Below are 12418 nucleotides of genomic sequence, written 5' to 3'. Positions count from 1 at the left end.
ACGCACCGAGGACGTGCCCGCGGAGGCGGGCACGCAAACTCAGTCGTTCAGACGTTCGCGGATTTCCTTGCCGGCCTTGAAATAGGGCACGCGCTTTTCGGGCACGTCGACCGTTTCGCCGGTGCGCGGATTGCGACCGCTGCGGGCATCGCGCTCGCGGGTCGAAAAGGCACCGAAGCCGCGCAGTTCGACTCGGCCGCCTTCGGCCAGCCGCTGGGCGATTTCATCGAAGAAGATGTCGACGACCTGCTCGATTTCATCGGCACGCAGGTCGGGATTGTCCTTGTGCAGTTCTTGCAACAACTCGGATCTGATCATGGCGAACTCCCGGACGCCCATGGACGGTCGCGCCGCCATATCACGCCCCATGCGGGTTGACCCCGCGGTTTCCTCAACTCGCCTCCGACCCGTGAGGCACCCCCATTAGGCGTGGTGCACAGCAGGATGCAATCCCGTCATGCGCCAACATGAACAGATTGTCATAAATCGGGAAAGTGCGCAACTTGCACTATTGGCAGGAAAACTTGCCTCAGGCGGTCTCGGCAAGGTCTGCCGGACTGAGGCCGAGCCGCGTCATACGGCTGCGGATCTCGGGCCATTCCTCGCGCAGGAAGGCCTCGCGCTCGGTGGTGCGCAGCCGTTCAGCCGCACCGCGCACGACATACATGCCCACGCCGCGCTGCACTTCGACCAGCCCGTCATTCTGGAACTGCTGATAGGCCTTCGCCACGGTCAGCGGGTTGGCCCCCTGCTCTGCCGCGAGCGCCCGCACCGAGGGCAGCATCGCGCCTTCGGGATAGATCCCGTCAATGATCGCGGCAGCGATCTGGTCGCGCAGCTTGAGATAGACGGGCCTGTTCGGATTGGGGCGGTTGGGGTTCATGGCAGTTCTGTCCCTTGTGAGGTGCATCAGTGCCATAATACAGCCATGCGGTCAATTTTTTTCGGGTTTGCGTGCCCGCCTCCGCGGGCACGTCCTCGGCGAGTCTCCGTCGCTTCGCGTCGGATCGCCTGCGGCTCGCGCGCGTGCGCTCGCGGTCCGTCCGTTGGCGGGCCGACGAATATCATCGCCAATGGCATTCCATTACGCTCCGACGCAACAAAAGCTTCACACGGGCGAATGAGGCGTTAGGGTGCGCTCCCATTGCGGCGGTGTGGTGAGGCACCAGCCCGAACCACTCGATGGGGATCGAATCAATGAAAGATATTTCGCTGTGGGCGGAGGCCGAATGGATTGCGGCCATCGCCGTGGTGGTGCTGATCGTGTTTCTTGCCATTGGCGGCAAGATTGCGACGCAGAGGGACCCTGAGTTCGCGGGCCACCCCAAGGGCCTCTACATGCTGTTCTTCGCCGAGATGTGGGAGCGGTTCTCCTACTACGGCATGCGCGCCATCCTGATTTTCTACCTGACCCAGCACTGGCTGTTCTCGGATGGCAAATCGAACCTGATCTACGGCGCCTATACCTCGCTGGTCTACATCACCCCGGTGCTCGGGGGCTGGCTGGCTGACCGTTACCTCGGCCAGCGCAAGGCGGTGCTGTTCGGCGGATTGCTGCTCGCGGCGGGCCACACGCTGATGGCGGTCGAAGGCACCGGCGGGCAGAGCGATCCGACGATCAACGTGTTCTGGGCGGCGCTCGCCTTCATCATCGTCGGCTCGGGCTTTCTCAAGGCCAACATCTCGGTGATGGTGGGGCAGCTCTATTCGATGACCGACACCCGCCGCGACGGGGCCTATACGATCTTCTACATGGGCATCAACGTGGGCGCGGCGATCGGCACCATTCTGGTCGCCTATCTCGGCCAGACGCTGGGCTGGGGCTTCGGCTTTGGTCTGGCTGGCATCGGGATGCTCGCGGGCCTGATCGTGTTCGTGCTCGGCAAGGCCTCGCTCAAGGGCGCGGGCGAGGCACCCCAGCCGCTCGCCAAGGGCAAGGAAATGGGCCTCTACGGCGTCGGTTTTGCCGCGGTCGCGGTGATCTGGGCGTTGGTCCAGTATCAGGACGTGATCCAGTCGCTGCTTGCGATCTCGGGCGTGGCTCTGCTTGGCTACGTGCTGTTCGAGAGCTTCAAGCTCGAGAAGGAGCCGCGTGAACGGATGTTCGCGATCCTGTTCCTGATCAGCCTCAATCCGCTGTTCTGGGGCCTGTTCGAACAGGCGGGCGGCTCGATGAACCTGTTCACCGATCGCTTCGTCGATCGTGCTGGCGTGCCGGCGGGGATCTTCCAGTCAATCAACCCGATCTACATCATCCTGATGGCTCCGGTGTTCGCCGGACTGTGGCAGTGGCTTGGCAAGCAGGGCCGCGAGCCTTCGGCCCCGGCCAAGTTCGGCCTGGCGCTAGCGCAGATGGGCTTGGCCAATCTGGTGCTGGTGTGGGGCGCGGAGGCCTATGGCATCGCCGCGATGACCCCGGTCATCCTCGTCTTCGCGTACTACTTCTTCGCCACTACCGCCGAGCTGTGCCTCTCGCCGGTTGGCCTGTCGGCGATGAACCGTCTGGCGCCCAAGCACCTTGCCTCGCTTATCATGGGCGCGTGGTTCTACATGACTGCGGTGGGCAACTTCGTCGCCGGCAAGATCGGCGAGGCGACCGGTGGGCATGATGGCGCGATGACCAAGCAGGGCCTGCTCGATGTCTACGAGTTGTTCGGCTGGATCTCGATCGGTGCGGCCGTGGTCGTGCTGGTGATCGCCCCGCTGGTGAAGAAGTGGATGCACCTCGACACGCTGAAGGACGAAGAACCCGCTCCGGCCGAGTAGGCTCGCGCGGACACAATAATCGTCCAACGTCATGGACAACCCCCCGTTTTCCGGTCACATCGGCAGACCGGAAAACGGGGAATATTCGCATGTTCGCAGATTTGAGAATGCGTGCCCGCACGGGTGCGCTCGCCACGCTGGCCAGTGCGTTCGCGCTGACAGCCTGCGCCACCACGGGCACCGCCGGCGAAACGGCCAGCACTTCTGACGCCAAGAGCGGCAAGACCTTCGCCGCCACCAAGGCTGGCGAGCCGGTGTTCGCTTCCACCTACAAGCCCTATCCCGGCGTTCCCACCGTGCTGACGGGGGCGACAGTCTATGACGGCAAGGGCGGCAAGATCGAAAACGGCGTCGTGTTCATGCGCGATGGAAAGATCACCGCGGTCGGCGGGCCGGAAACGCCGATCCCCGCCGATGTGACGGTGATTGACGGCACGGGCAAGTTCGTCACCCCCGGCATTATCGACATCCACTCGCACCTCGGCGATTACCCCTCGCCCGGTGTCGAGGCGCATTCGGACGGCAACGAGGCAACCAGCCCGACCACGCCCGAGGTATGGGCCGAACATTCGGTCTGGCCGCAGGACCCCGGCTTCACCCGTGCGATGGCCAATGGCGGCATCACGGCGCTGCAAATCCTCCCCGGCTCGGCCAACCTGATGGGCGGGCGTTCGGTCACGCTCAAGAACGTGCCTTCGCGCACAGTGCAGGGGATGAAGTTCCCCGGCGCGCCCTACTCCATGAAGATGGCCTGCGGGGAGAACCCCAAGCGCGTCTATGGCGGGCGCGGGCGGATGCCTTCGACCCGCATGGGCAACTTCGCGGTCAACCGCGAAACCTGGCTCAGCGCTATCGATTACGCCAACGATCCGAAGGCCAAGCGCGATCTCGGCAAGGAGACGCTCGCGGGCGTGCTCAAGGGCGAAATCCTGATCCAGAACCACTGCTACCGCGCCGATGAAATGGCGCTGGTGCTCGATATGGCAAAGGAGATGGGCTACAAGGTCGCAGCCTTCCACCACGCGGTCGAAGCCTACAAGATCGGCGATTTGCTGCGCGAAAACGGCGTGTGCAGCGCGATCTGGGCCGACTGGTACGGCTTCAAGATGGAAAGCTACGACGGCATCATGGAAAACGCCGCCTTCCTGCAACGCGAAGGCGCTTGCGTGGTGATCCATTCGGACGACGCGAACGATATCCAGCGCCTCAATCAGGAAGCCGCCAAGGCCCAGGCCGCCGGGCTCCGGCTCGGCATCGACATTTCGGATGCGACGGTGATCCAGTGGATCACGCTGAACCCCGCCAAGGCGATGGGCATCGACAAGCTGACCGGCAGCCTCGAGACCGGCAAGATGGCCGATGTGGTGCTGTGGAACGGCGATCCGCTGAGTGTCTATTCGCGGCCCGAAAAGGTCTGGATCGACGGCGCGCTGATGTTCGATGCGATGAACCCCAAGACCCGTCCGGTGAGCGATTTCGAGCTCGGCCAGCCCGGTGAAGGAGATGTGAAATGAAGCGGCTTCTTCTCATCGCAGCCAGCGCCGCAGCAATCACCGCCACTCCGGCGATGGCGCAAGACATGGTGGTCACCAACGCGCGGCTTGTGCTGGGCGATGGCTCGGCCCCGATCGACGGCGGCACTGTCATCATCGATGATGGCAAGGTGGTATTCGCGGGCAAGCCAACCCCGGGCCAAACCTTCTCGACCGACATCGTGATTGATGCGGGCGGGGCATGGGTGACACCGGGGCTGTTCGCGACTGTCACCACGCTCGGGCTGGCAGATGTGACGGCCGTCGAGGAAACCAACGATATCACCGCGCGCGGCACGCCGTTCAGCGCGGCGCTGGACGCCTCGAAGAGCATCAATCCGACCTCGCAGCACATCCTCGTCCACCGCGCCGCCGGGATCACCCGCGCCGCCACGACGACGCTGCCCTCGGGCTCGATCTTTGCAGGCCAGGGCGCGATCATCGACCTTGATGCCGATGCGCAGCCGGTGATGCAGGCGCGCGCGTTCCAGATGATAGATCTGGGCGAGGGCGGCGGGCGTCAGGCGGGCGGCAGCCGTGTCGCCGCGCATGTGCTGCTGCGAGCTGCGCTGCGCGAGGCACAGGCGCTGGTGGGCAAGACCGGCATCCCCGAGACGACCGAGATCGGCAAGGATGACGATGTCTACCTCAGCCGTTTCGATGCCGAGGCGCTGGTGCCGGTGGTGACCGGTCGCCAGAAGCTCTACGTCGCGGTCGAACGCGCGGCCGATATCCGCGCCGTGCTGGCGCTGAAGGCGGAATATCCCAAGCTCGATCTGGTGCTGGTCGGCGTCAGCGAAGGCTGGCTGGTGGCGAACGAAATCGCTGCGGCGGGCGTTCCTGTGATCGCCAACGGCCTCAACGATTTGCCCGAAACCTTCGAGCAGCTCGGCGCCACCCAGTCCAATGCCGGGCGCATGGCCAAGGCAGGCGTGAAGGTCGCGATCAACGCCTCCTCGCTTCAGAACCCGCGCCGCTTGCAGCAGGTGGCGGGCAATCTCGTCGCGCTGACCCGCGTGCCGGGGGCGGCGGGGATGGAATGGGGCAAGGCCTTCGCCGCGATCAGCTCAGTCCCGGCCGAGATCAGCGGCATGGGCGGCAAGGCGGGCGTGCTGAAGCCCGGCGCGCTCGGCGATGTCGTGCTGTGGGACGGTGACCCGCTCGAAGCCGGCAGCGTGCCGACCAAGGTGTTTATTGGCGGGGTCGAGCAGGACCTCACCAACCACCAGACCCGCCTGCGCGACCGCTACCGCGAGCTCGACGAAAGCGCCCGGCCCGAAGCCTACGACTGGTAGGCAGGGCTGCACGTGATGCTATAGTCCCCTCCGGATCAGGGATCATCCGGAGGGGAAAGCATGGACGGGGAAATCATCACACTCATCGCGGCCAACGCCGCGTTCGTCGGCACGCACTTTGCCATGTCGCACCCGCTGCGCGCGGCGATGGTCAAGGCTTTGGGGGCGGGCGGGTTCCAGATCGCCTATACGGTGGTCAGCTTCGCCACGCTGGGGTGGGTCTATCTCGCCTTCACCGCCGCGCCGCCGGCCGATTTGCCGGGTTCGGGCGATGCGGGCTGGATTGTCGCCACGCTGCTGACGCTGCCTGCAATGATCCTGCTGGCGGGCTCCTTCATGGGCAATCCGGCGCTGCCGACCCCTCAGGCCGAGGCGCAGGCCCGCGCCGAGCCGAAAGGCGTGTTCCGCGTCACCCGCCACCCGATGATGTGGGCGATCGGGCTATGGGCGATTTCGCACATGGTGCTGTTCTGGAGCCTGCGGACGCTGATCACAGCGGCGGCGATGGGCATCCTCGCGCTGGTCGGCGCTAAGCAACAGGATGCCAAGAAGGCGGCGCTGATGGGCGATGCCTGGCACCAGTGGGAGGCGAACACGAGCTACTGGCCGCGCTGGGGCAAACTGCTGTCGGTCGGCGCGGTGCCGCTGGCGGCGGGCACCGTGCTGTGGCTGGCGGGAAGCTGGCTCCATCTGTGGCAGGCAGGCATTCCCGCCGGGGCATGGAAGTGGCTGGGGTAATTACTCGCCCCTAAACACCGCAGCCCGTTTCTCGATCAGCGCCGCGACGCCCTCGGCGTGGTCGGCGGTGGTGTGCATCATCGCCTGCGTGTTCGCTGCGAGTTCGAGCGCGGTGTCGTAGCTCGTCTGCTGGCCCTGCCGCAGCAGGTTCTTGGTGTGGCGCAGCGAATGCGGCGGGAGAGCTGCGATCTTGCCCGCCAGCGCGCGCGCCTCGTCCATCAGTGCTTCCGGGGCGACCACGCGGCTGACGAGGCCCCAGTCCTTCGCCGTGGCAGCGTCGATCACGTCGCCGGTGTAGAACAGTTCGGCCGCGCGGCTCATCCCGATCACGCGCGGGAGGATCCAGGTGCCGCCATCGCCGGGGATGATCCCGAGCTTGAGGAAGGTCACCCCGAACTTGGCACTCTCGCTAGCGATGCGGATATCGGTGAGGCAGGCGACATCGCAGCCCAATCCGATCGCCGGACCGTTGACCGCCGCGATCACCGGCACGCGCAGCCCATAGAGCGCGCGCAGCATCTGGTGGATATTGTCGCGGTAGCCGTCCGAAATCGCGGGGGTGGTGCCGCCGAAGGTGCCGGTCTTGTCGCGCATCGCTTTCACATCGCCGCCTGCGCTGAAAGCCCGGCCTGCGCCGGTCAGGATCACCACACGGCATTCCATGTCGCGGTTGATCGCATTCGCCACACGGACAAACTCGTCCCCGTCGCCCGGCGCGCCGAGCGGGTTCATCGTTTCCGCCCGGTTGAGTGTGAGAATGGTGATCGGGCCTTCGCGGGTGATCTGGATCAGGGAACTGTCGGACATCGGGGAACCTTGCGAGAATTTCATGGCTTATTAAGCCTGCGTATAGGGACGCCCGATAAAGGGCAAGAATGGCGCAGTCCCGCGCCGCGCGCTGTGACAACGGCCCATCGGAGACCGGAATGCCGAGCCTTGCCCTGCTTGCCGCATCACCTTCGCTGTTGAGTGCTGCGCTCTCGCTGGGTGCGCCGCCGGTCGTCGAGGCTGTGCCCGCAGGCGATGCCGCGCCGCAGGAATGGACACTGCCCCCCGCGCCCGAAGTCCCGCTGCCACAGGATACGCCGCCTGAAACCGCCGAAACCCCGCCGCCGGAAGGCGAGGCCGCTGCGGAGGAAGAGGTCACCGAAATCGTGGTCGAAGGCACCTATGGCCCGCCCGCAGGTGATCCGGTCGAACAATTCAATGCCGAAAGCTACCGCCTGACCCAGGCGGTCGATTCTGCTGTGATCGAGCCGGTCGCCTATGCCTATCGCGATGGCCTGCCCGAACCGATCCGCGATGGTCTCGGCAATGTCGTGCGTAATCTCGGCGAGCCGAGCAATGCGCTCAACTTCCTTCTGCAAGGCAAGGTCGGCAAGGCGTTCGAGACTTTGGGGCGGCTCGCGATCAACTCGACGCTGGGCGTGGGCGGGCTGTTCGATGTCGCGAAGAAGCCGGGGATCGGCCTGCCCTATCGCCGCAACGGCTTTGCCAACACGCTGGGCTTTTACGGGGTCGGCCCCGGCCCCTATCTCTATCTGCCGGTGACCGGCGCGACTACGGCGCGCGATCTGTTCGGCAGCACGCTCGATCAGGCGCTGCTGCCTTTCGTGGTCGGCAAGCCGTTCGACCGCCCGGCCTATGCGGCGACCTACTTCGTCGTGAACGGGCTCGACCAGCGGCTTGCGTTCGACGAGGAGCTGGCGCGGATCGAGGCATCGGACGATCCCTACGGGGTGCGCCGCGATACCTATCTCGCCAAGCGCCGCGCCGATATCGCAACGCTAAAGGGCGAACCGGTTGCGGAGGAAGACCGCCTCCTGCTGGAGGAAATGAAGATGGCACCCCCCGCCGCTCCTGCCCCGGCAGACGGCACCGCGCCGGTCGAAACGCCCCCGAACCCCGAGGCGCTGCTGATCACCCAGCCGCGCTGAGCGAGTCGAGCTGGCGTTCGAAATCGGTCTTTGGACGATGTGCCGCCAGCGCTGCGGCAAAGGCATCGCGCGGATGATCGAGCTGGTTTGACCAGATCCACACATCGCCGAAGAACCCCCGCGCCGCGCTGCCGTTGATGCGGTAGATCAGGCGGCGGTGGCGGCGCTCGATAGGATATTTCGCCGGCTTGTGAAGCGTGAGGCTGAGACGGCCCAGGTCCGTATGCATCCCCCTGATCGAGCGCAGCGCAATCCGCGTGTCGCCATGCGACCGCACATAGAGCCCGCTCGCGTCGATGATCACCTGCGGGCGCCGGTCGAACAGGCGGATGGTGTGCGCAGCGGCAATCCCGCCGAAGAACAGTACGCCGATCAGGCCGACCAGACCCAGCGGCAGACCGGCCAGAGCGCCGCGTGCAAGGCCGCCCACCGCAATGGGGAGGCATAGCGCCGCGATTGCCCAGCACAGGATAGCCCAAGCGATCAGTTTGGGAATGGAGAAGCGCGCCACGAAAGGCTCGGGCGCGCCCTCGACTGTAGCGTCAGGCACGCGCCTCTTCACCGGTCATCCCCGCGCTGTTGTGCTTCAGCGCCTTGAGCACCGTATCGACGATGTGCGGCGCGTTCAGCCCGGCCTCGTCATACTGCTTCATCGGATCGTCGTGATCGATGAAGGTATCGGGCAGGCGCAGCGTGCGAACCTTCAACCCGTTGTCGGTGAGGCCCTCGTCGCTGGCGAAGGTCAGCACATGCGCGCCCAGACCGCCGATCGAACCTTCCTCGACCGTCACCACCACTTCGTGCGTGCGCATCAGCTTGGCGATCAGGTCTTCATCGAGCGGCTTGGCAAAGCGCAGGTCGGCAACCGTGGTCGAAAGCCCCTTGGCTTCCAGCGTGTCGGCTGCCTTGAGCGCTTCGGTCAGGCGCGCGCCGAGCGACAGGATCGCGACCTTGCTGCCTTCGCGCACCAAGCGGCCCTTGCCGATTTCGAGCTTCACCGGAACTTCCGGCATGGGGACGCCGGTGCCGTTGCCGCGCGGATAGCGGAAGGCGATCGGGCCATCGTCATATTCGGCGGCGGTATAGGTCATGTGGACCAGCTCCGCCTCGTCGGCGGCGGCCATCACCACCATGTTGGGCAGGGTGGCGAGATAGGTGATGTCGAAGCTGCCCGCATGGGTCGCCCCGTCCGCGCCGACCAGACCCGCACGGTCGATCGCAAAGCGCACGGGCAGGTTCTGGATGCACACATCGTGCACCACCTGATCGTAAGCGCGCTGGAGGAAGGTGGAGTAGATCGCCGCGAAGGGCCGCATGCCTTCCGCCGCAAGGCCCGCGGCAAAGGTCACCGCGTGCTGTTCGGCAATCCCGACGTCGAAGGTGCGGGTGGGATGCGCCTTGGCAAACTTGTCGACGCCGGTGCCGCTCGGCATGGCGGCGGTGATCGCGCAGATGCGCTCGTCCGTCTCGGCGAGCTTCGCCAGCGTCAGCCCGAACACGTCCTGATAGGCCGGGGCGCTGGGCGCGCTCTTGGCCTTTTCGCCGGTAATGACGTTGAACTTGGGCACGCCGTGATACTTGTCGGCGCTGTTTTCGGCAGGCGCGTAGCCCTTGCCCTTTTCGGTCACGACATGGATCAGCACCGGGCCTTCCGAAGTGTCGCGCACGTTCTCAAGCACCGGGAGCAGGTGATCGAGGTTATGCCCGTCAATCGGGCCGACGTAGTAGAAGCCGAGTTCCTCGAACAGGGTCCCGCCGGTCACCATGCCGCGGGTGAATTCTTCTGCCTTGCCGATGGTGTCGTGCAGGCGGCGGCTCATCTTCTTGACCGCGCGGCTGGCGAGGCTGCGGATGCCGAGATATTCGCTCGAAGACACCATCCGCGCGAGATAGGCCGAGAGCCCGCCGACCGGTGGCGCAATCGACATGTCGTTATCGTTGAGGATCACGATCAGGCGGTTGCCGGCCTCGGCCGCGTTGTTCATCGCTTCGTAGGCCATGCCGGCGCTCATCGATCCATCGCCGATCACCGCGATGCCGCGTCCGGATTTGCCCTGGAGCTTGTTCGCGATGGCAAAGCCGAGCGCTGCCGAGATCGAGGTCGAGGAGTGTGCCGCGCCGAAGGGGTCGTATTCGCTCTCGGAACGCTTGGTGAAGCCCGAGAGGCCCCCGCCCTGCCGCAGCGTGCGGATGCGGTCGCGCCGGCCGGTGATGATCTTGTGCGGATAGCACTGGTGCCCAACGTCCCACACCAGCTTGTCGGTGGGCGTGTTGAACACATAGTGGATCGCGACGGTCAGTTCGACCACGCCCAGCCCCGAACCCAGATGCCCGCCCGACACGCTGACCGCGTCGATCATTTCGGCGCGCAGCTCGTCGGCAAGCTGGCGGAGCTGTTCGGGCTTGAGGCGGCGCAGATCGTCTGGCGTGTTGACGAGATCGAGAAGCGGCGTGTGCGGCGGTTGATTCATCCGGCCAGCTTTACACATGGATAATCGGCATGTCGATGTAAGGCTTGATCGACGTCAATCTTGTTGGGCCATGCCGGTTTGGCCCCTCACGCGCAGCCCTTGCACAGCCCGCGAATCTCCAGCACCGGGCGCTCCGCCTTGAACTGGCGGGTGGCGGCGATGGCGCGGACGGCGCGGCTCACATCTTCGTCATCGACATGGGTCGCCTCGCCGCATTCGTCGCAGACCAGGAAGATGCAGTCATGCGCGCAGCCGGGGTGAGTGTTGGCGAGATAGGCATTGGCGCTTTCCACGCGCAGCGCGAGGTTGCCGGCCACGAACACATCGAGGATGCGGTAGACCGAATTGGGCGCCACCCGCTTGCCGCGCTGGGCGGAGAGGTTGTCGGCAATGTCATAGGCCGAGACCGGGCGATCATGCCGGGCGAGTTCGGTGAACACCGCCTCGCGCATGCCGGTCCATTGTTCGCCCGCTGCCGTCAGCGCGCGTGCGGCTTCGGCCACCAGATCGGCGCCGTGATGTTCGTGATGCTTATGTGCGTGTTCTGCCATATTGGCAGATATAAGCACTGCGCGAAGCGAAGTGAACCGCGTTGTCAGCCCGCGTCGCGCAGAAAGCTGGCGCGGTAGAGGTTTGGATACATGGTCTTCAGCGCCTCGACCTTGGGCGCGTCCCAACGGCGGATGTAGCCGTGGCGCGGGTTGTTCGCCATGAAGTCCTGATGATAGCCCTCGGCCGCGTAGAACGCCTTGTAGCTCTCGATGCCCGTCACGATCGGCTTGTCCCACAGCTTGGCCTTGCCGAGCTGGGCGAGGTAGGCCTTGGCGACGGCAGCCTGTTCGGCGTTCATCGGCACGATCGCGCTGCGGTAATGTGCGCCGACATCGGGGCCCTGCCGGTTCTTGAGCGTCGGGTCGGCCACCACCGAGAAGAACACCCGCAGCAGCTGGTCATATCGCACGATGGCGGGATCATAGGTGATCTTCACCGCCTCGGCATGATCGGTGATGCCGCTCGAGACGAGGTCATAGCTGGCGCTTGCCTTGGTGCCGCCGTGATAGCCGGAAACTGCACTGGTCACGCCCTTGACGTGGCTGAACACGCCTTCGACCCCCCAGAAGCATCCGCCCGCAAAGACCGCGGTCTTGAGGCCCTTGGCTTCCTTGGCGACGCGGGTGGCGGCGGGGGCGTTGACCGGTTCCTCGGCCGCGATGGCGGGGCCGGCGCAGGCGCTCAGTCCCAGCGAAGTGGCGGCAACAAGAACAGCAATGCGACGCATGGTTTTCGTCCTTACGGAACGATCACGAACTCGGCCGAGGGCGCGGGGGCCTTGGCCATCTGAGCGGCGTGGGCCGGCGGTGCCAGCTCGTCGCTCCAGCTCTTCGCATTCGCGCCCGCGACCAGCAACGCACCGACAACAAAGCCAATGCCGAAATTACGGACGAGGTCGGAAGAGAAGAGGCGCATTGGAGAGGCTCGTGATTCGTTGGCTTTCCGCAGGCCTCTGCCCGACGCCGAATTGCGGCGGGATGAACACATGCGGTCAGGCACGATTTAGTTCGCGCCGTCTCTATGGTTACGAAGCACCTGAGAAAAAGTTGCGCGACTGGCTAACATAGGGCCAGCCGTTCGCAGCATGCGGCGAAGCGAAAACGGCGCGCCATCAACCGGCCCAAACG

Annotated in this window: 13 protein-coding genes; 5 read left to right on the top strand and 8 right to left on the bottom strand. The window is 65.1% G+C overall.

All coding sequences use genetic code 11. The features are described 5' to 3' along the window. Positions 1 to 39: 39 nt before the first annotated feature. Both BG023_RS01805 and BG023_RS01800 read right to left on the bottom strand, forming a co-directional pair. The gene (locus tag BG023_RS01805) at positions 40 to 318 is read right to left on the bottom strand and encodes an integration host factor subunit beta (RefSeq protein WP_069308934.1); all 279 of its coding nucleotides are present in this window, start codon (positions 316 to 318) and stop codon (positions 40 to 42) included. 211 nt (positions 319 to 529) lie between these two features. Then, complete coding sequence (locus tag BG023_RS01800; RefSeq protein ID WP_069308933.1) at positions 530 to 883, bottom strand: GntR family transcriptional regulator; 354 nt, start codon at positions 881 to 883, stop codon at positions 530 to 532. 314 nt (positions 884 to 1197) lie between these two features. On the opposite strand from BG023_RS01800, the gene BG023_RS01795 reads away from it, so the two are divergent. The 4 genes from BG023_RS01795 to BG023_RS01780 all read left to right on the top strand — a co-directional run bounded on the left by BG023_RS01795 (position 1198) and on the right by BG023_RS01780 (position 6331). After that, entirely contained in the window at positions 1198 to 2766 is a 1569-nt protein-coding gene (locus tag BG023_RS01795) for a peptide MFS transporter (RefSeq protein WP_069311065.1), read from the top strand. Between the two features lie 107 nt (positions 2767 to 2873). Next, positions 2874 to 4280 carry an amidohydrolase gene (locus tag BG023_RS01790; RefSeq protein ID WP_150122760.1) on the top strand — a complete coding sequence of 469 codons (1407 nt, stop codon included), beginning with the start codon at positions 2874 to 2876 and terminating at the stop codon, positions 4278 to 4280. Then, positions 4277 to 5593 (top strand): amidohydrolase family protein, encoded by a 1317-nt coding sequence (locus BG023_RS01785; RefSeq protein ID WP_069308932.1) that lies wholly within the window; start codon positions 4277 to 4279, stop codon positions 5591 to 5593. The genes BG023_RS01790 and BG023_RS01785 overlap by 4 nt, the downstream gene beginning before the upstream one ends. Positions 5594 to 5653: 60 nt before the next feature. Then, on the top strand, positions 5654 to 6331 hold the full coding sequence (locus BG023_RS01780; RefSeq protein ID WP_069308931.1) for an NnrU family protein: 678 nt from the start codon (positions 5654 to 5656) through the stop codon (positions 6329 to 6331). Here BG023_RS01780 and BG023_RS01775 read toward each other — a convergent pair whose 3' ends face one another. Beyond that, positions 6332 to 7138, bottom strand: coding sequence for a crotonase/enoyl-CoA hydratase family protein (locus BG023_RS01775; protein WP_069311063.1), 807 nt, complete (start codon positions 7136 to 7138; stop codon positions 6332 to 6334). Positions 7139 to 7206: 68 nt separating this feature from the next. Here BG023_RS01775 and BG023_RS01770 point away from each other — a divergent pair, with 68 nt between their 5' ends. Continuing rightward, positions 7207 to 8268, top strand: coding sequence for an MlaA family lipoprotein (locus BG023_RS01770; protein ID WP_083234477.1), 1062 nt, complete (start codon positions 7207 to 7209; stop codon positions 8266 to 8268). Here BG023_RS01770 and BG023_RS01765 read toward each other — a convergent pair. The 5 genes from BG023_RS01765 to BG023_RS14820 all read right to left on the bottom strand — a co-directional run bounded on the left by BG023_RS01765 (position 8252) and on the right by BG023_RS14820 (position 12206). After that, a complete protein-coding gene (locus BG023_RS01765) occupies positions 8252 to 8818 on the bottom strand; it encodes a hypothetical protein (RefSeq protein ID WP_150122759.1) in 567 nt (188 codons plus the stop codon). The two genes, BG023_RS01770 and BG023_RS01765, sit on opposite strands and share 17 nt — an antisense overlap. Further along, positions 8811 to 10739 (bottom strand): 1-deoxy-D-xylulose-5-phosphate synthase, encoded by a 1929-nt coding sequence (gene dxs, locus BG023_RS01760; RefSeq protein ID WP_069308928.1) that lies wholly within the window; start codon positions 10737 to 10739, stop codon positions 8811 to 8813. The genes BG023_RS01765 and dxs overlap by 8 nt, the downstream gene beginning before the upstream one ends. An 86-nt stretch (positions 10740 to 10825) precedes the next feature. After that, positions 10826 to 11290 carry a Fur family transcriptional regulator gene (locus tag BG023_RS01755; RefSeq protein WP_069308927.1) on the bottom strand — a complete coding sequence of 155 codons (465 nt, stop codon included), beginning with the start codon at positions 11288 to 11290 and terminating at the stop codon, positions 10826 to 10828. A gap of 44 nt (positions 11291 to 11334) precedes the next feature. Then, a complete protein-coding gene (gene msrA / locus BG023_RS01750) occupies positions 11335 to 12018 on the bottom strand; it encodes a peptide-methionine (S)-S-oxide reductase MsrA (protein WP_069308926.1) in 684 nt (227 codons plus the stop codon). Between the two features lie 11 nt (positions 12019 to 12029). Beyond that, positions 12030 to 12206 (bottom strand): hypothetical protein, encoded by a 177-nt coding sequence (locus tag BG023_RS14820; protein ID WP_190315799.1) that lies wholly within the window; start codon positions 12204 to 12206, stop codon positions 12030 to 12032. Between the last annotated feature and the right edge of the window lie 212 nt (positions 12207 to 12418).

This window comes from Porphyrobacter sp. LM 6 (assembly GCF_001720465.1).
Taxonomy (GTDB): Bacteria; Pseudomonadota; Alphaproteobacteria; order Sphingomonadales; family Sphingomonadaceae; genus Erythrobacter.
Note: the sequence above shows the minus strand (reverse complement) of the source record. Positions and strands in the feature narration are given on the sequence as shown.